This is a genomic window from Methylobacterium frigidaeris (genome assembly GCF_022179185.1).
Lineage (GTDB): Bacteria > Pseudomonadota > Alphaproteobacteria > Rhizobiales > Beijerinckiaceae > Methylobacterium > Methylobacterium frigidaeris.
This window is the reverse complement of the sequence record NZ_BPQJ01000051.1, coordinates 14,851-38,754: the sequence shown is the minus strand read 5'-3', so window position 1 is coordinate 38,754 and position 23,904 is coordinate 14,851. Positions and strand designations below refer to the sequence as shown.

The 23,904-nt window shown below is 69.2% G+C and carries 17 protein-coding genes and 1 pseudogene; 3 read left to right on the top strand and 15 right to left on the bottom strand.

What is annotated here, in order from left to right; genetic code table 11:
* Window positions 1–497: 497 nt before the first annotated feature.
* Together repB and repA are read right to left on the bottom strand one after the other, a co-directional pair.
* Entirely contained in the window at window positions 498–1,511 is a 1,014-nt protein-coding gene (gene repB, locus MFF64_RS30950) for a plasmid partitioning protein RepB (RefSeq protein ID WP_238193262.1), read from the bottom strand.
* Window positions 1,508–2,731: a plasmid partitioning protein RepA gene (repA, locus tag MFF64_RS30945; protein WP_238193267.1), complete on the bottom strand. Its 1,224-nt coding sequence runs from the start codon at window positions 2,729–2,731 to the stop codon at window positions 1,508–1,510. The genes repB and repA overlap by 4 nt, the downstream gene beginning before the upstream one ends.
* Before the next feature lie 459 nt (window positions 2,732–3,190).
* Between repA and MFF64_RS30940 the strand changes: the two genes are divergently transcribed.
* A complete protein-coding gene (locus MFF64_RS30940; protein WP_238193261.1) occupies window positions 3,191–4,405 on the top strand; it encodes a replication initiator protein A in 1,215 nt (404 codons plus the stop codon).
* Window positions 4,406–5,870: 1,465 nt separating this feature from the next.
* On the opposite strand, the gene MFF64_RS30935 is transcribed toward MFF64_RS30940, so the two are convergent.
* From MFF64_RS30935 to MFF64_RS30900, 8 genes are all read right to left on the bottom strand, one after another.
* Window positions 5,871–7,556, bottom strand: a complete 1,686-nt coding sequence (locus MFF64_RS30935; protein WP_099905092.1) for a dipeptide ABC transporter ATP-binding protein — start codon at window positions 7,554–7,556, stop codon at window positions 5,871–5,873.
* Window positions 7,535–8,380, bottom strand: coding sequence for an ABC transporter permease (locus tag MFF64_RS30930; protein ID WP_099905090.1), 846 nt, complete (start codon window positions 8,378–8,380; stop codon window positions 7,535–7,537). The genes MFF64_RS30935 and MFF64_RS30930 overlap by 22 nt, the downstream gene beginning before the upstream one ends.
* A complete protein-coding gene (locus MFF64_RS30925; protein WP_099905088.1) occupies window positions 8,377–9,384 on the bottom strand; it encodes an ABC transporter permease in 1,008 nt (335 codons plus the stop codon). The genes MFF64_RS30930 and MFF64_RS30925 overlap by 4 nt, the downstream gene beginning before the upstream one ends.
* A gap of 164 nt (window positions 9,385–9,548) precedes the next feature.
* Window positions 9,549–11,174 carry an ABC transporter substrate-binding protein gene (locus tag MFF64_RS30920; protein WP_238193260.1) on the bottom strand — a complete coding sequence of 542 codons (1,626 nt, stop codon included), beginning with the start codon at window positions 11,172–11,174 and terminating at the stop codon, window positions 9,549–9,551.
* A gap of 37 nt (window positions 11,175–11,211) precedes the next feature.
* Complete coding sequence (locus tag MFF64_RS30915; RefSeq protein WP_238193259.1) at window positions 11,212–12,381, bottom strand: acyl-CoA dehydrogenase family protein; 1,170 nt, start codon at window positions 12,379–12,381, stop codon at window positions 11,212–11,214.
* Window positions 12,374–13,477, bottom strand: coding sequence for an LLM class flavin-dependent oxidoreductase (locus MFF64_RS30910; protein ID WP_238193258.1), 1,104 nt, complete (start codon window positions 13,475–13,477; stop codon window positions 12,374–12,376). Before MFF64_RS30910 ends, MFF64_RS30915 begins: the two co-directional genes overlap by 8 nt.
* A gap of 369 nt (window positions 13,478–13,846) precedes the next feature.
* Window positions 13,847–14,032 (bottom strand): hypothetical protein, encoded by a 186-nt coding sequence (locus tag MFF64_RS30905; RefSeq protein WP_133123090.1) that lies wholly within the window; start codon window positions 14,030–14,032, stop codon window positions 13,847–13,849.
* A 367-nt stretch (window positions 14,033–14,399) separates the two neighbouring features.
* Complete coding sequence (locus MFF64_RS30900; RefSeq protein WP_238193257.1) at window positions 14,400–17,363, bottom strand: formate dehydrogenase subunit alpha; 2,964 nt, start codon at window positions 17,361–17,363, stop codon at window positions 14,400–14,402.
* Between the two features lie 385 nt (window positions 17,364–17,748).
* On the opposite strand from MFF64_RS30900, the gene MFF64_RS38685 reads away from it, so the two are divergent.
* Window positions 17,749–18,528, top strand: a complete 780-nt coding sequence (locus MFF64_RS38685; protein WP_438823107.1) for a hypothetical protein — start codon at window positions 17,749–17,751, stop codon at window positions 18,526–18,528.
* 51 nt (window positions 18,529–18,579) lie between these two features.
* Here the strand turns inward: MFF64_RS38685 and MFF64_RS30890 are convergent, their stop codons facing one another.
* The gene (locus tag MFF64_RS30890) at window positions 18,580–19,368 is read right to left on the bottom strand and encodes an erythromycin esterase family protein (RefSeq protein ID WP_309296472.1); all 789 of its coding nucleotides are present in this window, start codon (window positions 19,366–19,368) and stop codon (window positions 18,580–18,582) included.
* A gap of 11 nt (window positions 19,369–19,379) precedes the next feature.
* On the opposite strand from MFF64_RS30890, the pseudogene MFF64_RS30885 reads away from it, so the two are divergent.
* A pseudogene (locus MFF64_RS30885) lies at window positions 19,380–19,760 on the top strand (IS3 family transposase); the annotation flags it as partial.
* On the opposite strand, the gene MFF64_RS30880 reads toward MFF64_RS30885, so the two are convergent.
* The 4 genes from MFF64_RS30880 to MFF64_RS30865 form a co-directional block, all read right to left on the bottom strand.
* Window positions 19,752–20,639 (bottom strand): NAD(P)-dependent oxidoreductase, encoded by an 888-nt coding sequence (locus tag MFF64_RS30880; protein ID WP_238193256.1) that lies wholly within the window; start codon window positions 20,637–20,639, stop codon window positions 19,752–19,754. The pseudogene MFF64_RS30885 and the gene MFF64_RS30880 overlap by 9 nt on opposite strands.
* Window positions 20,639–20,962 carry a putative quinol monooxygenase gene (locus tag MFF64_RS30875; RefSeq protein WP_099906250.1) on the bottom strand — a complete coding sequence of 108 codons (324 nt, stop codon included), beginning with the start codon at window positions 20,960–20,962 and terminating at the stop codon, window positions 20,639–20,641. The genes MFF64_RS30880 and MFF64_RS30875 overlap by 1 nt, the downstream gene beginning before the upstream one ends.
* A gap of 285 nt (window positions 20,963–21,247) precedes the next feature.
* Entirely contained in the window at window positions 21,248–22,609 is a 1,362-nt protein-coding gene (locus MFF64_RS30870) for an NAD(P)H-dependent oxidoreductase (protein ID WP_099906248.1), read from the bottom strand.
* Window positions 22,610–22,800: 191 nt separating this feature from the next.
* Complete coding sequence (locus tag MFF64_RS30865; protein WP_099906246.1) at window positions 22,801–23,733, bottom strand: LysR substrate-binding domain-containing protein; 933 nt, start codon at window positions 23,731–23,733, stop codon at window positions 22,801–22,803.
* Window positions 23,734–23,904: the final 171 nt, after the last annotated feature.

The window sequence follows — 23,904 nt, the reverse complement described above, 5'->3', positions numbered from 1 at the left end:
ACCGCCGTCCAGTTGCCGACCCGCGTGGCGAGAGGGATGAGCGCGACGCGCCGGACATGGTGAAGCAAAGATGAATCCGTTGGCCGCCCCCTCCCCCGCCCTGTCATCGATCTCGTAGGCCTCATCGCGCCGTGTCGTACTCGGACGCGGCACTCTCGCGCGACATCGCCGTGGCGCGAAGCACCGGGTTTGCTCTCGGCAGCCGGGATCTCGACACGACGGCGATGCGTCTGTTGGACTGTGGAGACGACGCGTCCGAAGCGGCCCATACTGGGCAGACGGTTCCCGCCGTGACGGCGGAGCGGGTCCGAGAACCGGTCCGTGTCACGCCACTGCGGGGTCCGTCGCGACCGGCGGAGTTCAGACCCCCGACAGGCCGGGCAGAGCGATTCCCGGAGGCCATCCGGAACTCCAGGGATCGGGCCTCCCGGACCTCGGTCCGGTGGGCCCCTCCTGACGGCGTCGCCGTCTCCCCTCCGTTCGAGGGAGGGATCGGGTCAGCCCCTGCCCTGCCGGTAAGCGGCAAGCATTTCGGGAAGGCGCTCGGCGAGATAATCGGCGAAGCCCGGCTCCGCCTTCTCGTCCAGCGTCACGCGCATGCCGTCGGAGCTCCGCTCGATGCGGGCGAACTTCACGCCTCTGGCATCCTTGACGGTCTCGGCCCGCGGCTTCGCCTTGCGCGGCGGCGGCGGCGCCAAGGCATTCAGGATCACCGTAAACCGCTCGTCGGAGGCCTTGCCGGCAAGCCCCGGGGAGACAAGGGCGGCATCGACCTGCTCCGATGTCGCGGCCTTGATCCGGTCGGCGAGCGTGAGCCAGCGAGGGCGCCCGACCTTCGGCGCCGGCCCGATCGCGGCGAGCACCGGCGCGGGTATCGCCTCGGCCACCGCCAGGTAGTTGGCGAGATCCGGGCGATGCACGCTCATCGCCTTGAGGATCACATCCCGGGCGATCCCGGCCTGCTCCATGTTCCGGGCGAAATGCGCCCGTTCGATGTAGGACAGGTCCTCCCGGGCGAGATTCTCGGACCCCTGCGCGACCACAAGTTCGGCATCGCTCAGATCGCGCACGACGGCACGGACGGGCGTGCCGAGTGCCTTGGCTGCCCGCGTCCGGCGACGCCCATAGGCGATCTCGTAATGTCCGGTCTGCCGGGGATGCCGGCGTACGAGGATCGGCGTGTGCTGGCCCTCCTCGCGGATCTGATCGACGAAGGCTCCGAATGTCGCATCCGTGACGTCGGGAACACGGTCCGCGATGGCGGACGGCAGGCACAGATCGGGGTCGAGATCGACGACTGCGCCGTCGACCTCCGCCGGAGCGGGTCGGGAGGCAGCCCACATGGCCGCCATGGAGCGCGCCGCCGCGGGACGCTTCTCGACGGCGGGAGCGTGAGGCGTAGCACCTGCTACAGGGGTGTAACCCATTGATGGTTCAGGTGAGGCCTGTGGCGGAGCATCGGCCTGAACGGGCGTGCCCATGATGGCACTGAGGCGCTTCTTCTGGTTCATGTGCGGCCCCATGCGCGGGTGATGAGCCCTTCGATCTCCCCGTTGACGGCGTCGAGTGCGTCCAGGGCTCGACGGTACGTCGATCCCGTGACCTCGTCACGTCGAAGGGGCGTCTCGTACACGGTCTGCCCGCGCAGGCCCGAATTCGAGACCGCCGCCGATTGAAGCATGGCCTTGGTCAGGACGCGCTCGCCGAACAGGCCGCGGAGCATCGCGACCACCTCGGTCTGTGGCGTGTCCTGAGGCTCGAATCGGGTGATGAGGTAGCGAAACCAATCATGCGTCGGGGCCGCGCCCTGCGCCCGCACGGGTTCCATGATCTCGTCCATCATGGTCAGGAACTGGCGCATGCTCGAGACGTCGAGCATCTGCGGATGGATCGTGATGAGGAGCGCGGTGGCCGCGCAGAGGGCCGCGATGGTCAGGTAGCCGAGGCGCGGGGGGCAATCGATCACGACGACGTCGTATCGGTCCGCCACCTCGGTCAGGGCGAGGCCCATGCGCGCGAAGAACGGCGGTTCCGGGTCGTTCGGCTTCCGCCGCGCCGACTGCATCGGCGCCTCGAACTCGAAAACCTCCAGCTCCAGGTCGGCGGCGACCAGATCCAGGCCGGTGAAGTACGTCTGCCGGATCACCTCGTCGAAGGGGCGCCGCTGGTCTCCGTAGCGGATCGCATCGTAGATGGTGGGGTAGGGCTCCCGCTCGTTCTCGGGCCTGACTCCGAGAAGGGTGGAGAGGCTGGCTTGCGGATCGAGGTCGATGGCGAGCACGCGGTAGCCGCGCAGGACCAGCGACTGGGCGAGGTGCGCGGATGTCGTCGTCTTTCCCGAGCCGCCCTTGAAGTTCACGCAGGCGATGACCTGGAGGTGCTCGCCTTTGGCAGGATCCCGGTGCGGGAGATACCGTCGGCCGACGCGGTCGATCTCATCGAGGTGAGCGCGCAGCGCATGGATGTCGGCCAAGGTGAAGAGCCGGCGGCCGCCCGGAGCGACCTCCGGTTCCGAGACGAGGAGACTGGGTGAGAGCTGCCGGATCCGGCTGTCGGTCACGCCGAGGATGCGGGCGACCTCGCCCGACGTGTACCGGCGCAGCGTCTTCGCTTCCGACGGCGAGAACACGACGGAGGCGATCTCGCGCAGCTTCGCACCCAGGATCTGGGCATCGCGGCCCGCCGTCTGGTTGGGCGCCCAGGGTCCGCTCGGCTGAGCGTGTTGAGTCATCTGTCCGGCCTCGTTCACGGTGAAACGGTAAATTCGACCATAACACCGCAAGCGAGAAGATAGGACCGATTCGGGACAGGAAGTCGAGCCCGTCGCAAGCCTCGCACAAGCTTGACCGCCGGACACGCCATGGAGGGACATCGCCCGTGCTTCCGGACTGGTGGGCACCGTCACAGGAACAGGGGCGGCCGCGCCGGACTGCGTCCCGCACCATCACGCTCCGGGACGAATGCGGGAGCCTCACGCAGGTCGCCCGCTCACGACGGGGAGCGCGAATGCCGGGAAGGGGAGGGCGGCTGCGATCCCGGCAGCGATGGGAGACGAAATCCTGCCCGGGGCCGCCCGATGCCAGGCGGGAGGGGAGACCGGATCGATATTGATGCGCCGAGGCCGAGGCGCCGGAGACGAATGCGCAAGGTGATGCTGTGCTATGGAAGCGCTTGAGGAACTGGTAGGCCGATGGCGAAGCTGCATCTCAAGACGCGCGAGGAGTTCGCCAAACTCTCGCTCCACGAGAAGAACGAATACCTTCAGGGTGTCGCACAGCAGGTCGCGCACCTGCGCGGGGACGAGTTCATTCCCCTGTCGAAGGACGGCCTCAGCCGCATCCGGCGCTTCTACAGCCGACGCTCGTTCGCGGATCTCAAGCTCGCGGAGTTTGGGGAGGAGGAGCCGCTCCGAAAATCCCTCACGATCCTGGCGGACGCCATCCGCTCCGAGGAGGTCGCCAAGATCATCGAGCACGAGGTGCCGCGCCAGCCCCGCGCCCTCGTCCGCCCGCCGCCGCTCGACGACGCCCAGCTGGCGTTCTTCGTGCCGACCGTTCATGACGCTCCGATCAAGGACGACATGAACCTGATGGACATCGCGCCCTTCGCCCTGTCGAAGACGACGGGGGAGGGGGTCATCCGCTACGAGCTGAAGGATTCCGTCATCACCGTCGAGGGTGGCGCCGAGGTCGGGCTCGCCACCGCCTACGACTACGACATCGTCATCAACATGATCTCGCACCTCGCGGAGCAGACGCGGCAGTACCGGATCGACGATTCGAAGGGCTTGCGGCCGTCACTGCCGCCCCGGACCTACCGACCCGCCGCGTCCGAGATTCTGAAATTCTGCCGGCGCGAACTGGGCGGGAAGCAGTACGAGGACCTCGAGCGCGCGCTGGACCGTCTTCAGGCGACCCGGATCAAGATCACCAACCTGTCGAGCGACAGGGCAAAGACGCGCCGCCGCGAGACCGAGGCGTTTCCGCTGATCGGCCGCTACAAGGTCGTGTCCCGGACCAGCGCCGACCGCATCGACCAGGTCGAGATCGATATTCCGGACTGGGTCTACGAGGGGGTCGTCAAGCCGGACGGCAAGCCCTCGATCCTCACCCTGAATCCGGATTACTTCCTGATCACGCGGCCGATCGCGAAGTTCCTGTATCGACTGGCGCGCAAGGCCGCCGGACAGACGGAAGCCCGGTACGGCATGACCGAACTCCACAAGCGGAGTGGGTCGAAGCTCCCCAAGCACAAATTTCGGCAGGCGATCAAGGAGATCGTCGACGCGGCGGTTCCCTTGCCCGATTACGACCTCAGCATCATCGACGGCGAGCGCGAGCCCGTGCTGCGGATGGTGAACCGGTCGAATGACAAATCCGCCGTACATGGGTCCGCCGATCCGTGACAAAACCGGCGGCGGAGGAGGTCGCGGAGGGGACTGCCAAAACCCCCGTATTTCGGTCCGCCCGGCTTTGCCAAAAAGCGAATCGGTCGGCCCCCGGTTTTGGCAGCCCCCGTACATCGGTCCTGCCCTCGGATGACAAAAACGGGTCCTGTGGACGGCTGTGGACAAGTCAGATTCGGACGTACATCGCTCCCGAATGGGCCGTACATCAATCCGTCAGAGGCGTAGATCAATCCGGCAAGGCCGTATTTCGGACTCCGGGGTTCGGAAATTTACCTTCACGGACAAGGCGTTGGAGTGGCCTTGCAGGCCTAAAACCTAGAATCAAAACTATAGAAACAGATTCTTGAAACGCCTGCGGCTGACAGATTTTCCGAATTTTCAGAAGACAAAAGGCGTAGCGTATTTCGGTCCGTCTTGCCTTGGACTCGCAACGGCAAAACGCATGTGGCAAACACGGTCGACTCATTGACTCGGTCAATCACCGTATGCCGGGTCTGGTCGATGTCGACGGCAGCGACGGTGGGCACCGATGCGTTCCCGGTGACGATCGGACCATCGGCGCTCATACCGGCCGCCGATCAGATGCATCCTTGTCCGGGCCATGGTGGAGCCATGGCGCCTTGACGGTTCAGAGTCGCCGGGCCGGCGGACAGAACCGGGAGGAGTTCGTCAGGGATGCTGTCCGGAAGCGCGAGCAGGCCGCAGGAGATTGCCCGGACGCCTCCGATCGATCGTCCGATCGATGCCGGAGGTGAGGCCATAGCAGATCGATGCGGGATTCTACCCGGTGGATAACCTCGCTTTCCAGGTAGAGACCCCGGACCTGGCGTCGTCATCCGAAGTTCTTCTGCCGGGCGTGGTGTCCTGGCAATGAAGGCTGCGAGTCAATGAGCACGCTCAGCAGACAGAAGCGAGACGAGCCGTCGATTCAGCAGGTGGTGGACAAGCCTGAGAGCAGCGGACCGGTGACCCGTTCGATGGTCCGCTGGCGGCGTCGCCCTGTGCGGTCGTGCAGCGGCGTTCGGCGCAACGATGATGGTCGGTCACCTCCGGATTGCCGACGCCTGCACGATCATGGCGCCGTCACGGGTCGCGCACGGAGCGCCTCGTGGAAGGTGCGATTCCGGGCGTCGGAGACCTGCCCGACGCTGTTCACCCGCGATGTCGTCGACGCGATGCGGGAGCGCGCATGCATGCGCGCGACGAGTTCCGTTTGGCCGCCTGAGCCGTTGAAGGGCTCATGGGCCGCGGACCGGAGCGTGTCTGCGGTTCGGACGGCCCCGGGTTGGATGACCAGAGCAATCCCACCCACGGTGACATGACGGCGGCGGGTGGTCGTTCGGGAGGGCAGGTTCTCACAACCTCCTCCCCCCTTTCCCGGGATCGCCTTCCACTTCGTTTCAGTCGCCCGGGAGAAGGGGAGGGGCCTGGCACGGCGATCCGCCCCTTGAGCATGGCGGCATCACGCGACGAGCGGTTCGCCTGTCCCCGTCCGAGGCGCCCTGCGGGCCCGGCCCGCGATTCCGGACGGGACCGCGTCCAGCAGCGCCGCGGTGTAGGCGTGACGCGGGTTGTCGAAGATGTCGGCGACAGTGCCCCCCTCGACGATCCGCCCGCGATGCATCACCGAGACGGAGTGGGCGAGCTGGCGCACCAGCGCGAGGTCGTGGGAGACGAAGACGTAGGTCAGCCCGAGCGCGGCCTGCAGCGAGAGCAGCACCTCGACGATGTCGGCCTGGACGCTGACGTCGAGGGCCGAGGTCGGCTCGTCGAGCACGATCACGTCGGGCTTGAGCACCAGCGCCCGGGCGATCGCCACACGCTGGCGCTGGCCGCCCGAGAGGGCGTCCGGCCGGCGCGGGAGCAGGTGGGCCTTGAGCCCGACATCGGCCAGCACCGCGCGGACCTGCTCCGCCCGCTCGGCCCGGGTGCCGATGCCGTACCGGTCGAGGGGCTCGCGCACCAGCGCCTCGACGCTCCAGGTCGGGTCGAGCGAGGTGAACGGGTTCTGGTAGACGAGCTGGAGCTGGCGCCGCACCCCACGCAAGGCCTCGTGCGTGCGGCCGGCGACCTCGTGACCGGCGACCCGGATCGATCCGGCATCCGGCGCCTCGAGGCCGAGCAGCAGCCTGATCGTCGTCGTCTTGCCCGAGCCCGATTCGCCGACCAGCGCGTGCGTGGTTCCGGTGGGCACGGCGAACGAGACGCCGTCGACAGCCGTGGTGATCCGGCCGTCGACCCGGAAGGTCTTGGTGACGGCGCTGACCGCGATCTTCGGGCTCGCATCCGCCTCGCGACGCCGGAAGCCGACATCGCGCGAGGCGGCGTAGCGGTCGGGGTTGAGGCTCGGCACGTCGGCGTGGAGCTTGCGCGCATAGGCCGAGGCGGGGGAGGCGAATACCGTCGCGGTGCGGCCCGCCTCCTGCACGGCGCCGTCCTTGAGCACCACCAGGGCATCCGCCCACTCGGCCGCGATCGCGAGGTCGTGGGTGATGAGGAGGAGCCCGATGCCGCGCTCCTCCCGCAGCCGCGACAGGAGGTCGAGGATCCGCTTCTGCACCGTGACGTCGAGGGCCGAGGTCGGCTCGTCGGCGACCAGCAGGGCGGGCTGCGGCAGGATCGCGAGGCCGATCAGCACCCGCTGGAGCATGCCCCCGGAGAGCTGGTGCGGGTACGAGTCGTAGACGCGCCGCGGGTCGTCGAGCCCGACCGCCGCGAAGGTCTCGAGGATCAGCGCCGTGCGGCGCGCCCGATTCGGCTCGTCGAGGAGCGCGGCCGCTTCCTCCCCTTGCGCGCCGACGGTGCGGACCGGGTTCAGCGCGTTGCCGGGATCCTGCGGCACGAAGCCGATCGCCCGGCCCCGCAACGGCCGGAACCGGCGCTCGGGGAGCCCCAGCACCTCGCGGCCCTCGAACGCGACCCGGCCGGTCGCGCGTCCGGTACGGGGCAGGAGCCGCAGCACGGCGCGGGCGATGGTCGACTTGCCCGAGCCGGATTCGCCGATGAGCGCGAGGCTCCCGGCCCGGCCGATCTCGAAGCCGACGTCCGAGACGACCGGCTGGCGGCCATAGGAGACCGACAGGTCCTCCACCCGGAGCAGGGGCGGGTTGCCTTGCGAGATCACGGTCAATCCGTCCGGCGGAGCCATCGGCTGATCCTGTTGAGTGAGAGGACGGCGGCGACCGTGACGAGGGCGGGGGCGTAAACCAGCCACGGCCATTTGAGGTAGTCCTTGCCGGTGGCGATCAGGAGGCCCCAGTCCGAGGCCGGCGGCGGGTCGCCGTAGCCCAGGAAGGCGAGGCCGGCGATCACCAGGATCGACAGGCCGACCTGCAGCACCGCGAGCGCCAGCACCGAGCGCGAGGCGTTGGGCAGAACGTGGCGCCACAGGACGTGCCAGCGCGAGCCGCCCTGCAGGAACGCCGCCTCGACGAAGGTCGCCTGCCGGGTCTTGATCACCTCCGCCCGCATCACCCGGGCGAAGACCGCGACCGCCGAGATGCCGGTGGCGATGGCGGTGTTGACGGTGTCGAAGCCGAGCGCCGTCACGATGATGATGGCCAGCAGGAAGCGCGGGATCGCCAGGAGCACGTCGACGAGGCGCGCGAGCAGCGTGTCGACGAGGCCGCCGAGGAAGCCAGCGAGCAATCCGATCAACCCGCCGGCCAGGACCCCGATGCCGACCGCGATGAGCGCGCTCGTCACCGAGGAGGCGGTGCCGTGGACGATGCGGGCGTAGAGGTCGCGGCCGAGATGGTCGGTGCCGAACCAGTGCGCGGCGCTCGGGCCCAGCAGCTTATGGGCGGGGATGCCGCGGGCCGGATCGTAGGCGGTGAACAGGCCGGGGGCGAGCGACCAGGCGATCACGACGGCGAGGATCGCGAGCGACAGGATCACGGTCGGCGGCAGCCGCAGGGCCGAGAGCCGGCCGGCCGCGAGGCGCGGGACGACGAGGAGCGAGGTGGTGCTCATCCGGCCACCGTCCGCAAGGAGGAGGGGGTGGCCTCGTCGGCGGTCTCGGGCCGGCGCTCCGGATTCCCGACGAGCTTCAGCCGCGGGTCGAGCAGCGGGTAGACGAGGTCGGCGGCCAGGTTGACGAGGACGAAGACCAGGGCCGCCAGCGCCACCACGGCCTGCAGCACAGGCAGGTCCTGCGCCGCCGCCGAGCGCTGCACCAGGCTGCCGATCCCGTTACGCCCGAACACCGCCTCGGTGACGAGCGAGCCGCCGAGCAATTCGCCGACCGTGAGCGCGATGACGGTGACGACGGGCAACGAGGACGGCTTGAGGAGATGCTTTCCGAACAGCCGCGCCGGCGAGAGGCCGCGGCTGCGCGCGACCGCGGCGTAGTCCTGGCGCGCCTCGTGGTCGAGGTTGGCGATCAGCACCTCGGCGATCTGGGCCGAGATCGGGATGCCGAGGGCGATCGCGGCGGACAGCGTCGCCCAGGCGCTGTCGGGCTCGATCACCCGAAAGAGGCCGAGCTGGAAGCCGAAGACGTGGATCAGCGCCAGGCCGATCACGAAGTTCGGCACCGACAGGAACAGCGAGGGGAAGGCCCGCAACGCGCTCCCGATCCGCCCCGGGAGGAACTGCGTGCCGTAGGCGACCGCGAAGGCGAGCCCGAGCGCCACGGCGAGCCCCGCGGAGGCGAGCGTCAGCGTCGAGGGCAGCGCCTCGGCGATCAGCGTCGCCACCGGCCGGCTCGAGCGCATCGACAGCCCGAAATCCCCCGACAGGAAGTGCGTCAGCGAGGTCCAGAGCTGGATCAGCAGCGGCCGGTCCAACCCTTGCGCGGCGATGATCGCCTGGATCTGCTCCTCGCTGAACCCGTTCTGGGGATCGCGCAGGACGTTGGTGACGGGATCGCCGGGCAGGATGCTGACGACCACGAAGGTGAACAGGTAGGTGAGCAGGATCACCGCCACCGCCTGGGCGAGGCGCTTGCCGGCGTAGATCAGGTAGGGGTGTCTCATGAGAGATCGTCTCGTGTCTTGGAGATGTTCGGCCTGCCCCAACGGCGTTGACATCCTCTGGTCATTCCGGGGCTGCGCAGCGGAGCCCGGAACGACGACGAAGGTTTTGAAGTCCGCCGGCTAGATCAAACAGGCCTGAGCGCCTCATGGCGGTCCGCCCACGGCTACTCGCCCTTGGTCGCGGTGTAGTAGCTGGCATAGGCGATGCCGTTGTAGGTCTCGCCCTTGAGCTTCGGCGATTGCACGTAGATGCGCTGGACGATCTGCGTGCGCGGGATGAAGTAGCCCTGGTCGAGGACGTATCTCTGCAGCTCGTCGAGGAGTGGATCGCGGGCCTCGATCGTCTTGGCCCCGGCGATCCGGTCGCGCAGCTCGTTGATCTTGGCGTCGCTGTCACCGAGGGCGAACCAGTTCTCGCCGTTATTGGCGTTGGTGAGGATGCTGGCGACGGTGCCGGCGTCGATGAAGCTGCGCGTCACCTCGTAGGCCGGGACCGCCGGGCCGCCGAACTGGACCTTCTGGCCGAACGTCACGACGTCGTAGGCGCGGATGTCGACCTTCCAGCCGAGCCGGCCGAGCTGCTGGGCGATCAGCTCGTCGACCGCCTTCGCCGTCGCGAGATAGGGGTTCGAGTAGAGCGTCAGCGTCAGCGGCCTGCCGCCCTTGGCGCGGATCCCGCCGCGCCCCTTGATCCAGCCCGCCTCGTCGAGGAGCCGCTCGGCCTTGTCCGGCTCGTAGGCGAGGCGCGCGCTCTGGTCGGTCGCGCCCGGCACGTTGCTCTGGATGAACGAGGTCGCGAGCTTCCAGTCCGGCGTGTACACGGTGTCGATGATCTCCTGGCGGTCGATGCCGGCCTGGAGCGCCCGGCGCACCCGCACGTCGTCGTAGGGCGCGAGCTTCGTGTTGATCGCCCAGCCGTTGACGAAGCCGAGATAGCGCGGCGTCGCCACCGTGAGCCCGGCCTCCTTGAGGGATTTCAGCTCCTGCGGCGAGGCGTTGTAGGCGATGTCGGCCTGGCCCGACTGGACGGCGGCGACCCGCAGCGAGGGCTCTGCCACGACCTTGTAGGTGATCGACTCGAGGCTCGCTGGTCCGGTCCGGCCGACCGCGGCCGGCCCCCAATTGTAGTCCTTGCGCCGGACCAGTTTGACGAAGTCGCCCTCCTTCCAGGCGGCGACGAGGAACGGGCCGCTGCCGGCGGTTTTTCCCAGATCCGCCTGCTCGGCGGCGGGCCTCGCCAGGGTCTTCGGCGAGATCAGGATCGAGCCGTGATAGCCGAGCGTCGGGATGAAGCCGAGGGTCGGCGCGTTGAAGACCACCTTCACGGTGCGCGCGTCGAGCGCCTCGGCGCGCTCGTAGGTCTTCGGGAACAGGCCGATCGGGTTGATGCCCTCCTTGATCCGGCCGGCATGCCAGATGTCGAGGTTGGCGACGACCGAAGCGGCGTCGAGCGGCGTGCCGTCGGAGAAGGTCGCGCCCTCGCGCAGGTGCAGGGTGAACTCGGTGGCGTCCGCGTTCTGCTCCCAGCCCTTGGCGAGCCACGGGCTGACCTTGCCGTCGGCGTCGACGTAGACGAGCTTGTCGGTGACGTGGCCCCAGATGTGGCCCTGGAAGCTCGAGATCGCGCTGTTGTTCGGGATCCAGGTCGGCCCGAGCGAGTCGATCAGGAAGACGACGTCGCCGCCCTGGCGCGGCTCGCCGCCCGCGAGGGCCGGGACCGTGAGTGCGAGGGTCAGGGCCGCGGCGGCCGTCAGCACGCCGCGGCGCGACGGAGAGAGGGAATCGGTCATCATGAGATCCTGAGAGTTTCGGGTGCCCCGGCGGGCGCTACGCGGCCGGCAGCCGGTCCGGGCGTGAGGTGTCGGTGACGGCCGCGAAGGCGCCTCGCCCGAGGAGGGCGATCACCGTGTCCTCCTGCGGCGCGTGGACGAGCACGGACTGGACATCGCGAAAATGCCGCTCCAGGGCGGTGTCCCGGCTCAGGCCCGGATTGCCCAGCGCGCCGACGGCGAGCTGCACGGCCTGCTTGATCTGCCGGCCGGCGAGGAGCCGGGCCCGCAGGAGCGTGTCGGGCGTGTCGGCGGCGTGGTCGAGAGCGCCGAGGATGATCTGGCGCGCACCGCTGACCAGGAGGTCGATCTCCCCGGCGAGCGCGATGAACCGCTCCGTGCGGGCCAGGGGATAGCCGAGATTGGCCGAGACCCTGTCCTCGGCGAAGGCCAGGAAGGCCTCCCGTGCGGCCTCGGCGACGCCGAGATAGAGGGCGGTGACCACGAGGGTGATCGCCGCATGGGCGCGGTTGTCCTGGCCGGCGATGTCGGCGGGGGTGAGCCCGATCACGTCGTCGCGGTCGATCTCGACCTCGTCGAAGACGACGTCGTGCGAGCCGCTCGCCCGCAGGCCGAGGCTGCGCCAGTTCTCGACGATGCGGATGCCCGGGGCGCCGCCCGGCACCACGAAGGTGCCGACCCGCTGCGGCGTCTCGTCGGTGCTCGCCCAGACGAGGATGTAGGACAGGCCTTCGCAGCCGGTGACGAAGCGCTTGGTCCCGCTGATCGACCAGCCGCGCCCGGTCCGGCGGGCACGGGTCCGCGGCAGCCCGCCCCGCGCCGGGGAGCCGAGCTCGGGCTCGCCCCGCGCGGCGTTGAGGAGCACCGGGCCGCGTCCGCCCTCCGCCAGGACGCGCCGATAGAGCGTGTCGGGCCAGAAGTTTCCGATCGCCTGCTGCCGGTGGGCGAACAGCGTCATCAGGCTGATGAGCGCGACGGACGGGTCGCCGCGCCCGAGCCCCGCTGCGAGCCGCGCGAGGTCGCCCAGCGGCAGCTCGCGGCCGCCGTAGCGCGCCGCCACCGCCCATTCCAGCAGGCCGGCCTCGTGGACCGCCCGGACGCCTTCGCGTGGGAAGGACGCGGCGGCATCGGCCGCCGGCGCGGCGGCCGCGAGCCGCGCGACGACGCCGGACAGGTCGATGCCGGCGACGACCAGATCGTCACGCATAGGCGCGGGCCTCGACGGCGTGGCGCTGCGCGAGTCCTTCGCGGACGAGGGGGAGCACGTAGCGGCCGTAATCGACCGCGTCGTTGAGGTTGTCGTAGCCGCGGATCGAGATCAGCTCGGCGCCGAGATCGACGTAGTCGAGGATCGCGTCGGCGACCGTCTGCGGCGAGCCGACGAGGGCGGTCGAGGCGCCGCTGGCATTGGTCGCCGTGACGGTCGGATACCACAGGGCGCGGTCGTGGACGTCGCCCCGGGCCGCGATGGCGAGCAGGCGCTGCGAGCCGACATTGGCCGGACGCGGGGCCGTCGCCGGCGCCTTGCCGAGACCCTTGGCACGGTTGGCGTTGAGCGCGTCGAGGGTGCGATGCGCCTTCGCCCAGGCGAGCTCGTCGGTCTCGGCGACGATCGGCCGGAAGGTGACCCAGATGCGCGGCCGGTCGGTGCGGCCGGCGCGTGCCGCCTCGGTGTGGATGCGCGCGATCTGCTCCCGGGTCTCGGCGAGCGGCTCGCCCCAGAGCCCGAAGATGTCCGCATGCGCGCCGCCGATGCGGTAGGCCGCATCGGACGAGCCTCCGACCGAGACCGGAATCGTGCCGGCGACCGGCCGGACGGCGTTCCGGAACTGCTTGAACTGGTAATACGTGCCGTCGAAGTCGAACGGCTCCGCCGAATGCCAGGCGCGGCGCAGGATGCGGATATATTCCTCGAGCCGCGCGTAGCGCTCCTCCTTGCCCAGGAAGTCGCCCTCGCTCGCCTGCTCGGCGTCGCTGCCGCCGGCGATGAAGTGCACGACGACCCGCCCGCCGCTCAGCTGGTCGAGGGTCGCGAGCGCCTTCGCGGCCACGGTCGGGTAGAGGGTGTTCGGACGCAGCGCAACGATGATCTTGATATTCTTCGTGTGCGCCGCAATCGTCGCGCCGATCGTGAACGGATCGAAGGACGAGGAGGCGTAGGGGACGAGCGTGTAGTCGAACCCGTAATCGTCGAGGGCGCGGGCGTAGCGCACAAGGAAATCGGGCTCGATCGCCGGATCGCGTACCGGATTGATCTCGTTCGACGAGTTCGTGAACGTCACACTGATGAATTCGGTCGTCACGTCCGCCCCATATCCATGTTTGCTGACCCACGCATGATACTGTGGGTCATGCGTGGAGGTAAGGCATGTTCTTTCTTTCTACGATATGGGGAGGGAAAGACTTTCCAAAATTCTTGCCTTTGGTGAATGGAAGCGGGGCCGGGCGACCGCGCTGCGGACCGAGCCTGCCGACTCTTGTCCGGCCGGACGGCGTCGTCGTGCGGGACCGCGAAGAGGGGAGGGGACCACCCACCCACGAACCTGAGAGCCCAGCTGCATCAGAGACCATGGCGGTCCTCGAAACGCTCGGTTCGTGCAATCAACGAGTTCCTTGCATGCTGGCGCGTAGAAAGTATAATTTATTAAAAAATTATGCGTCGGACCATGAAATCAAAACATGTTTACTGCGTAATCGAGATTGGCGACAGTGATTGTATTCTTGTTTCGGAAGAGATGCTGTGGACCGAGGAGATTTTTTCCGAGGGTGAGGGCTGCTTCGAGGGCGAGGAAGGAGACGATCCGCAGGATCCTGCCAATCGCCTTCCATGCGGAGGATGCCGAGGTGATCGCTGCCATCGAGGCGATGACTGAAGTCTGGGCAGACTTGCTTTGCCGAGCCGACACTTCGCCCGCTCGGAGGCTTGTTGTGTCATACCATCGCGCCTTGCCGTCGACGCGTCGACGGCAAGGCGTTCGGCGCGTCAGCGCCGACGCCCGTTCGGGCTTGCCTTGCGCCTTCGAACGCGTCCGTTCGAAGGCGCGGCGGTATCACAGGTTTACAAAACCGGTGACCGCTTTGACGAAGCCTGTCCAGGCGGCGTGGGTCGGATGACGAGCCGCCTTCCGCCGTTTCACGCTGCCCGGACGCGCGGAGCGGTGGCGGCGGTCCGGCCAGCCCATGGCACCCTGTGGACGTGATCTCTGTCCGACGACTTGCCCGGCGTCACGCCGCCCGGATCTGACACAACGTCGCCTTCGTCTCCTGCATGCCGGTGACAGGATCGAAGCCGTAGGTGGTGACGGTGTTGACGCTCTCGCCGAGCACCACCGGGTCTGTATCGCGCGGGTAGTATTCCCGCATGTCCTTGCCCTGGTACCAGCCCGAGTAGTGGAACGGCATGAAGGCGACGCCCTTGGCGACGCGGTCGGTGACCAGCGCCTTCACCTTGACCCGGGCGGTGTTCTCCGGGCCGTAGACCCAGACGAACTGGCCGTCCTTGATGCCGCGCTCGGCGGCATCGGCCGTGTTCACCTCGACGAACATGTCCTGCTGCAATTCGGCGAGCCAGGGATTCGAGCGCGTTTCCTCGCCGCCGCCCTCGTACTCGACGAGGCGGCCCGAGGTCAGGATGATCGGGAAGGCCGTCGCGATGCCGCGCTCCACCGCCGCCTGCTGCACCGAGAAGCCGACATTCGGCATGCGGAACTGGCGCTCGTCGGGTCGGGTCGGATACTGCGCCACCAGGTCGGGCCGGGGCGTGTAGATCGGCTCGCGGTGGACCGGCACCGGATCGGGCAGGTTCCAGGCATTCGCCCGCGCCTTGCCGTTGCCGTAATGCATCACGCCGTGATCGAGGCAGACCCGCTGGATGCCGCCCGACAGGTCGGTCGACCAGTTCACCGCATCGATGGCGTTGCCGCCGATCCGGGCGATGACCGCCTGCTCGTCCGCCGTCAGCTCCTTGTCCCAGCCGAGCTTGCGCATCACCGCCATGCTGAATTCGGGATAGCCGTCGGTGAGGTCGGAGCCGAGGGAGAAGGAATCTTCCGCGAGCAGCGTCTGGCCGTTGCGCTCGGTGCCGAACCGGGCCCGGAAGGTGCCGCCCCCGTCCTTCACGTGGAGGGCGGTGTTGTACAGGATGGCGCTGCCGGGGTGCCGGATCTCCGGCTTGCCCCAGCACGGCCAGGGCAGGCCGTAATAGTCGCCGCCGACCTCGGGCGCGTCCTTCGGCGCGCGCAAGGTGACGATGTCGAAGACGTGCTGGTTGCGGATATGCGCCTTCAGGCGCTCCGGGCTCTGGCCGCAATAGCCGGTCGACCAGCCGCCGCGGTTGATCTCCCGCAGCAGGTCCTCGGCGAGGGGGACGTTGTTCTCGACCTTGATGTTCTTGAACAGCGACTCCGCGAAGCCGAGCTTCTTCGCCAGCAGGTAGAAGAACTCGTAGTCGTTCTTCGATTCGAAGGCCGGCTTCACGATCTGCTCGCCCCATTGCAGCGAGCGGTTCGAGGCGGTGCGGCAGCCGTCCATTTCCAGCGAGGTGCAGATCGGCATCAGGTAGGTGTTGTCGCGGCGGGCATTCAGGGCCGCGAAGGTGGTGGGGTGGGGATCGGCCACGACCAGCAGGTCGAGTTTGTTGAGCCCGTCGAGGGCTTCCGGCAGGCGCGTGACGGTGTTGCCGCCGTGGCCCGAGATCATCATGGCGCGCAGCCGGCTGCGCTGGTCGACCTGGTCGCCGGGCAGGTTCACGGCGTCGAACCACCGGGTCGAGGTCAGGCCCGGCGTCTCCATGTTCTCCTTGCGCGAGCGCGCCTTGCGGCTGCCCGTGGCCGGCACCTCGTCGAAGCGCGACTGCAGCCAGTCGTACTCGACCTCCCAGACCCGGGCCCAGTGCCGCCAGCCGCCCTCGACGAGACCGTAATAGAGCGGCAGGCTCGTCACATCGAGGCCGAGATCGGTGGCGCCCTGGACGTTGGTGTGGCCGCGGAAGATGTTAGCACCGGTGCCGGGCTTGCCGACATTGCCGGTGGCGAGGCACAGGATGCAGAAGGCGCGGACATTGGCGGTGCCGACGGTGTGCTGGGTCGCGCCCATGCACCAGATCAGTGTCGCGGGCTTCTCCCTGGCGAAGAGTTCGGCGACGTGGCGCAGCTGCTCGCCCGGCACGCCGGAGACCCGCTCGACCTCGTCGGGATTCCACTTGGCGACTTCCTTGCGCACGTCCTCCATGCCGTAGACGCGCTGCGCAATGAAATCCTTGTCCTCCCAGCCGTTCTGGAAGATGTGCCACAGCATGCCCCAGATCACCGGGATATCGGTGCCCGAGCGGATGCGGACGTACTCGGTCGCGTGCGCCGCCGTGCGGGTGAAGCGCGGATCGATGACGATCAGGTTGGCCCGGTTGATCTCCTTGCCGGAGAGGATGTGCTGCATCGAGATCGGATGGGCCTCGGCCGGGTTGCCGCCCATGATGATCATCGTCTTGGCGTTGCGGATGTCGTTGTAGGAGTTGGTCTGGGCGCCGTAGCCCCAGGTGTTGGCGACGCCCGCCACCGTCGTCGAGTGGCAGATGCGGGCCTGATGGTCGACGTTGTTGGTGCCCCAATAGGCTGCGAACTTGCGCAGCAGGTAGGCGGCCTCGTTGGTGTACTTGGCCGAGCCGAGCCAGTAGACCGAATCGGCGCCCGATTCCGCCCGGATCGCCAGCAGCTTGTTCCCGACCTCCTCGATCGCCTGGTCCCAGGACAGGCGCTGCCACTCGCCGTTCACGAGCTTCATCGGGTATTTCAGCCGCCGCTCGCTGGTGACGAGCTCGCGGATCGCCGCGCCCTTGGCGCAGTGCGCGCCGCGGTTGATCGGGCTCTCCCAGGACGGCTCCTGGCCGACCCAGACGCCGTTGACGACCTCGGCCGTGACGGTGCAGCCGACCGAGCAGTGGGTGCAGATGTTCTTGCGGATCACCGTCTCGGCGGGGTTCGTCGAGGAACCGGCGGCCTCGGCCCGGCGCACCGCCCCGAGTCGCAACGTCCCGAGGCCCGCGAGCCCGCCCGCTGTCAGGCCGGAGCGGCGGAGGAAGCTCCGGCGGTCGAGGGCGGGCGTCCCGTCCTGGGGCACGGCACTCGGACGCTCCGTCGAGGATTCGTTCCCCCTGCCGCCGCCCTCGCGGCTTCCTTTGCGTCGCACCAGCATGAGCCTGCTCCCGAAGCGCGGTTTGCGCGCACGCGCGGCGGGACGCGGCCGCTCATCGGCGGCGCAGGGTCGAGAACCGTGAAGCGCATGGCCTCGCCAGCATCTCAGATCCCGGCGGAGGCGCGTTCACGGGCGTTAAAGCGAGGACGATTTCTTGAGCGAGAGGGAGTGGGCCTGTCCGGCAGCCGCGGCAGGCACATCTCGCGTGACCATCATCGAAAATCATCGATCCTGCTTAACATCCGTCGCATCGTCGTCCCATCAACCCAAATAGAATCAATGCACGGCATCGAAGCTCGCCGTCTTCCGTGTTCGGCCACACCGATCCGGGCGGACGACCGGGGCCGCGCGACGATGGCACAGCTGCGTCCACAGGAGCCACCGCGTGATCAGCACACGCCTCCACGCCGCCAGCGACTATGCCATTCCGGCACTCATCGCGGCGCTCGGCCGGACGAAGGGGCGCGGCTCCGGCACGCGCCGGATCATGAGCGTCGGACCGGTGTGGCACCTCGCCTACACGCTCCTCACCCGGCACGAGGGCGGCCTCCTGCCGGTGCTCTCGATGCGGGCGCACCTCGCCCTCGACGCCGCCAGTGCCCTCTCCTTCGTCGGCGCCGGTCTGCTGATGCGCGAGGAGCGGCGCGGGGACCGCGCCCTGCTGGTGGCGCTCGGCCTCGCCGAACTCGCGCTGGTGGCGATGAGCGACAGCGGGCCGGACCGGCCCGGTCCGGAATCGAGCCGCGCGGGCGCCCGCCCACGCACGGGCGCCCGGCCCCGCCCGAACCTGCGCGACTTCGATCCCTACACCGACCGCAACGGCCAGGATTTCGGGCAGGACAGCCCCCTCGACCTCGCCCGTCCCGACGACCTGCGGCGCCGGATGGACCGCGAGCCGGACTGGCAGGCGGAGGTCGTGCGGATCGCCTCCGACCGGGCGCGGCTCGACGCGGTGGCGGGCGGCAGCACCGACACGGTCGCGGCCACCGAGGCCGAGACGCCGCCGGAGAACCTGAGGCGCCTCGGCGGCGGTCCGCCGGCGCGGATGCCCGCCGCGGGCCCGCATGCCGACCCGCGCTACATGAACCCCGACGCGACGCCGGGCACCGGCGCCCTGCCGCCGATCGGGCCGAGCGACGATTCCAACATGCAATCGACGGGTTGAGCGGCGCGGTCGGCCCGCCGTCCCGGTGATCCAGCCTCGCGCGCCGCCGGCTCACAACCCAGTCGGGTACGTCTCGCTCTCGCCGGGCCGGATCTCGGCGGGCGGCAGCGGCGTGACGGCGCGCGACTCTTCCAGCCAGACATAAGCGTCGAACTGCTCCGGCAGCACCGCCTCGAAGTAGTGGCTCTGCAACTCCGTGTCCGGGCGGTAGACGACGCCGATCGCCCGCTCGCGGCGCGGCGCGGTCCAGGCCTCCCGCAGCGCCGCCGAACCCGGCTCCCGCAGATCGAGGAAGGCGCGCGGCAGGCCCGCCTCCCGGAACAGGGCCTCGTGGCTGTCCTCCCGGACCGGCCGCACGTCCATCACCCGCATCGGCTCGTCCCAGTCGTCGGCCGCCGCCATCGTGCCGCGATCGGTCCCGAAGCCGACGAGAACCGCCTTGTCGCCGTAGGCCGTCCTGGCGAGCTCACCGATATTGAACTCGCCCTCCCAGCCCATCGCGGTCGCGCCCGCATGGCCGATATGCCAGTTGTGGGCCCAGACGATCGCCTTGGCGCCGTCCGCCATCAGGTGCCGGAGCGTCTCGAACATGTGCCGGTCGCGGATGTTCCAGGACTCGACGGAGCCGCGGTACGTGATGCGGTTGCCGCCCTCGGCCCCGGCGCCGGCCCCGGCGAAGGCCTTGATCCAGCCCATGATCAGGTCCTTCGGCCGCCGCACCGGCTCGACGTTCGGCCCGTTCGCCTCCACCACCAGCACGTCGCCGTTCGGCAGGACGTACACTTGGCGCGGATGCGCGAGGCCGGTGGCGAAGGCCTTGATCCGGAAGCCCTCCGGCACGCGCGGCGTTTCAGGCCCGGACCAGCCGACGGGACCTGGAGCGCGAGAACGCGCGGCTGCGGCGTCTGGTGGCCGATCTCCCGCCGGAGAGGCAGGTTCTGGCGGAGGTCGCCGCGGGAAACTCATAGCCCCTGAGCGACGCCGGCAGGCGGTGGACGGCAACCGAGAGAAGTACGGCCTCTCGGAACGTCACGCCTGCCGGATCGTCGGCCAGCATCGGGGCACGCAGCGTTACGTGCCCACGCCGCCGGCCGACGAGGATGCGCTGACCCGCGCCATCGTGGCCCTGGCGTCCGAGTACGGACGCTACGGCTACCGCCCGTGTCACAGCCCTGCTGCAGGCAGCGGGCTGGCAGGTGGGCCCGGGCCGCTGCCCGCGCAGCTCACGGCAGCGGAAGCCCGTTGCGGCGGTGAAGCTCCCGGATGACCGCGCTGTGGTCGAGATCCCCGTCGCCCTGCGCGATCATGTCCGAGAACAGCCGATCGACGAGGGACAGGACCGGCAGCGTCAGGCCGAGCGTCGCCGCATGCGCGAGCGCGGTGCCCGTATCCTTGACTTGGTACTTGGCCGGGCCGCCCGGCGCGAAATCGCGCTCGATCATCCGCAGGGCGTGCTGCTTGAGGATCGTCGAATCGGCGAAGCCGCCGAGGAGAGCCTCGCGGACCTTGGCAGGATCGGCCCCGCCGCGCTCGACGAAGGTGATCGCCTCGGCCACCGTGACGATGGTCGAGGCCACGATCGCCTGGTTGGCGAGCTTGGCCAGCTGTCCGCAGCCCGCCGGACCGACATGGGTCGGGCGCCCCATCGCGGCGAGGACCGGCTCGGCCTTGTGGAACGCCTCCGGGCTTCCCCCGGCCATGATCGCCAGGGTACCGGCGACCGCGCCCCGCTCGCCGCCCGAAACCGGGGCATCGACGTAGTGGAGTCCGGCCTCCGCCGCGGCCGCGGCTTGGCGCTGCGCGGTCTCGACCGGGATCGAGCTCATCACCACGAGCAGGCCGCCGGGCGCCATCGCCGCGAGCGCGCCGCCGGACCCGAGCAGGACCTCGTCGCAGACCGGGCCGGAGCTCAGCATGCAGATCACGACGTCGGCGCCGTGCACCGCCTCGCCCGGGTCGGCGGCGAGGCTCGCCCCCTCCTGCGCGAGGGCGGCGGCCTTGCCGGGCGAGCGGTTCCAGGCGCGCACGGCGTGCCCGGCACGGCACAGGTGGCGCGCCATCGGCGCGCCCATGATGCCCGTGCCGAGGAATCCGATCGTCGACGGCGTCATCAGGACGGCTCCGCCCCGCTGAGGGTGCGGGCGAGGAAGCGCACCGGGCGCTCCTCCTCGATCAGGGCCGGGAAGCCGGCCCGGAACCGGGCGAGGTGCGGGGTCTCGAGATGGGCGTCGAAGGCGGCGCGGTCGTCGTAGACCTCGTAGAACACCACCGTGAGCGGGTCGCTCTCGCTCACCGCGACGTCGAAGGCGCGGCATCCGGGCTCCTGCGCAACCGAGGAGCGGGCATCGTCATGGGCGAGGTCAAGGAACGCGTCGAGGGAGCCGGGCCGCACCCGGAACTCGGCGATGACCACGAAGGGCCGGGAGGAGGACATGGCGGGCCTCGTCGGGAGGGAGTATGCGCGGCGCCGGACCGCCCGGCGCCGCCGCTCATCGGGTTCAGAGCCTGTTTGACTTGCGAGGATAATGCAGTCGGACAGCTTTCTATCCCACCCACCACCTCATCCTGAGGTGCGACCGTAGGGATCCTCGAAGGAAGGGCTCCAGAAGTCTGTGCGGTCCCTGGAGCCCTGCTTCGAGGTCAGTCGATCGTCGATCGACTGACACCTCAGGATGAGGTGGTGGGTGGGATAAAACCTACTGATCAGTCAAACAGGCCCTCAGGCCGCCTTGGATGTCGTCGCCTGCCGGGTCGTGTCCTCCATCTGGCGGCGCAGGGTCACCACGTCGAGGTCGTTGACGAGCTCGACGTCGTCGACGCTCACGATCTGGTCGCGGGCGACCGGGCGCTTGAGCTTGACGTTGTGGGCGAGCCCGATCGGCAGGGCGTTGCGGGCGAGGCTCTTCGAGGCGGGAATCGCGTTTGCCCACACCGCGTAGCCGCCCTCGCCGTCGAGCATCTCGCCGGGCTTGAGGTCGCGCTTGGCCGTCGCCACCGCGTCGCCGCGGAACTCTTTCGAGCAGCCGGTCGGCTCGTTGCGCAACACCGCCGAGAGCACGCTGACGCTGGTCTCGAGCCCGATCATGTGGAAGGGCCGCCACATCGAGCCGTACCAGCCGGACGGATCGGTGAGCAGGCCGTACTGCTTGAAGCAGGCCTTGGTGTACTCGCTCGTCGCCTTGAAGGTGACGAAGACGCCGTAGCGGATGTTGTTGAACACCTCGCGTCCGTCCGGCTCCTGGCTCGCCGCGATGTCGACGAGGCCCGAGCGCGGCAGCCGGCCGCCGTCGCTCACCGGGCGGAAGACCCGGGCGAGGTCGTGCAGGCCGGTCGGCGGGAAGGCGAGGCCGTCATCGGGACAGTCGAGCCCGGTGCCGTTGGCGACCGCCGCCATCTCGATCGCCGCCTTGGTGCCGTCGGTGAACGAGTTGTACATCTTCGGGTTGAAGTCGCCCTTCTTCACCTCCTCCTCGGACCAGCCGAAGAAGCCCCAGACGGTGTCGGGGGTGGAGTAGCGGTAGCGCGGCTCGAAGTTCATGCCCTTGCCGGCCGAGGTCAGCTCGAAGCCGCAGGACCGGGCCCAGTCGACGAGCTCGCAGATGATCGCCGGCTGGTCGCCGTAGGCCATCGAGTACACCACGCCTTGGCGGCGCGCCCGCTCGGCGAGCAGCGGGCCGCACAGCACGTCGGCCTCGACATTGACCATGACGACGTGCTTGCGGGCATCGATCGCCTGGATGGCGTGGCGGATGCCGGCGATCGGGTGGCCGGTCGCTTCGATGATGCACTCGATCTCGTCGCAGGAGCTGAGCGCGCCGGCATCGGCGGTGACGAAGGTGCGGCCGCTCTTCACGGCGTCGCCCATCGAGGTCGCGGCGTAGCGCTCCTCCGGCCAGCCGACGCGGGCGAGCGAGGCGCGGGCGCGGCCGACATCGAGGTCGGCGACGGCGACGACGTGCATCCCCTCGATGCGCTGGGCCTGGGCCAGCACCATCGAGCCGAACTTGCCGGCGCCGATCAGGCCGACGCGGACCGGGCGGCCGGACGCGGCGCGGGCGAGGAGCAGGGTGGAGAGATTCATCGGTTTCCTCCAGTGGGTCTCTTCTTGGGCCGACCGGCTCTCGCCGCCGGTCCTCGAAGGAAGGCGGGGCCGGTCTCGGCGTGATCCCGGCTGGCGCGTGCGAGCGGCCCGGCGGGATCCAACGGCCCGGACGCTAGAAGCCGGCTCCGTGAAGGACAATCCAGATTTCCGAGCCGACCATGTAGCCTTGCTTAAGGATGCTCCGCGTCGCGCTCCGCCGCCGCCGCCCAAGCATCGCGCTCGATCGCCCAAGCATCGCGCTCGTGGCGGATCCAGTCGAGGAAGGCGCGGACCTTGCGGTGGCGCAGGTGGTCGGGCGGGCAGGTCACCCACTGGGTGACGAGGGTGATCCGCGGCGGCGCGGCGAGCGGGCAGATCAGGCGCCCGGCCCGCAGGTCGCCCCACAGCATCAGGTCGCTCTCGAGCGCGATGCCGAGTCCGCCGGCGGCGGCGTCGATCGCCATGTGGGTCCGGTCGAACAGGAGCCGGCGCCAGCGCGCCGCCGGTGTCACGCCCGCGCGCTTGAACCAGTGCGCCCACTGCACCTGCGACTTCACCGAGTGGATCAGCAAGTGTCTGGCCAAGTCCTCCGCCGCGAGGCCTCCGGGCTCCGCGAGGGACGGGGCGCAGACCGGGCGGAAGCTCTCCTCCACCAGCCCCTCGGCGAACAGGCCGGGCCACCCGCCGGTGCCGTGGCGAATCTCGATGTCGACGTTCTCCTTCTGGAACGCCGTCGGCTCGTTGGTGCCGTCGAGACGCAGCTCGATGTCGGGATGCGCCGTGATGAAGCCGGCGAGTCGCGGCAGCAGCCACTTCGTCGACAGGCTCGGCGTCGCCCGCACGGTCAGCGTGGTCACCGAGCGGAAGCCCTGGATGCGCTCCGTCGCCTCCATGATCCGGTCGATCTCGGCCCCGATCATCTCGAAGTAGCGCTCGCCGGCCTCGGTCAGCACGATGGCGCGGCCGGCCTTGCCGACCAGCGCGGTGCCGAGGGCCAGCTCGAGGGACTGGACCTGCTGGCTCACCGCGGAGGGCGTGACGCCGAGATCCTCCGCCGCCCGGGTGATGCTGCCGGAGCGGGCAACGGCGTGGAAGACCGTGATGGCGCGGAGCGGGACCGACATCCCGACAGTTTAGCGCTCCTACACGAAACCGCAAATAATCTGGATTGTCCTACATCGACCTCGTTCCTACTCTCGGCGACCAAGCGAGACGAGCGGTCCCGGATCGAGGGACGCCGCAGGGGAGGATGATGGGCGCGAAACGCCGCGCGCCTTGCGCCATGCGCCTCCCTC

What these genes read in the sequence shown, in the direction of transcription:
- MFF64_RS30940 (WP_238193261.1), top strand. Translation starts at nt 3,191, where the DNA reads ATGGCGAAGCTGCATCTCAAGACGCGCGAGGAGTTCGCCAAACTCTCG.
- MFF64_RS30905 (WP_133123090.1), bottom strand. Translation starts at nt 14,032, where the DNA reads ATGGCAGCGATCACCTCGGCATCCTCCGCATGGAAGGCGATTGGCAGG.
- MFF64_RS30875 (WP_099906250.1), bottom strand. Translation starts at nt 20,962, where the DNA reads ATGTCCTCCTCCCGGCCCTTCGTGGTCATCGCCGAGTTCCGGGTGCGG.
- MFF64_RS30930 (WP_099905090.1), bottom strand. Translation starts at nt 8,380, where the DNA reads ATGAGCACCACCTCGCTCCTCGTCGTCCCGCGCCTCGCGGCCGGCCGG.
- MFF64_RS30865 (WP_099906246.1), bottom strand. Translation starts at nt 23,733, where the DNA reads ATGTCGGTCCCGCTCCGCGCCATCACGGTCTTCCACGCCGTTGCCCGC.
- MFF64_RS30920 (WP_238193260.1), bottom strand. Translation starts at nt 11,174, where the DNA reads ATGACCGATTCCCTCTCTCCGTCGCGCCGCGGCGTGCTGACGGCCGCC.
- MFF64_RS30925 (WP_099905088.1), bottom strand. Translation starts at nt 9,384, where the DNA reads ATGAGACACCCCTACCTGATCTACGCCGGCAAGCGCCTCGCCCAGGCG.
- MFF64_RS30880 (WP_238193256.1), bottom strand. Translation starts at nt 20,639, where the DNA reads ATGACGCCGTCGACGATCGGATTCCTCGGCACGGGCATCATGGGCGCG.
- MFF64_RS30935 (WP_099905092.1), bottom strand. Translation starts at nt 7,556, where the DNA reads ATGGCTCCGCCGGACGGATTGACCGTGATCTCGCAAGGCAACCCGCCC.
- repB (WP_238193262.1), bottom strand. Translation starts at nt 1,511, where the DNA reads ATGAACCAGAAGAAGCGCCTCAGTGCCATCATGGGCACGCCCGTTCAG.
- repA (WP_238193267.1), bottom strand. Translation starts at nt 2,731, where the DNA reads ATGACTCAACACGCTCAGCCGAGCGGACCCTGGGCGCCCAACCAGACG.
- MFF64_RS30900 (WP_238193257.1), bottom strand. Translation starts at nt 17,363, where the DNA reads ATGCTGGTGCGACGCAAAGGAAGCCGCGAGGGCGGCGGCAGGGGGAAC.
- MFF64_RS30915 (WP_238193259.1), bottom strand. Translation starts at nt 12,381, where the DNA reads ATGCGTGACGATCTGGTCGTCGCCGGCATCGACCTGTCCGGCGTCGTC.
- MFF64_RS30870 (WP_099906248.1), bottom strand. Translation starts at nt 22,609, where the DNA reads ATGAATCTCTCCACCCTGCTCCTCGCCCGCGCCGCGTCCGGCCGCCCG.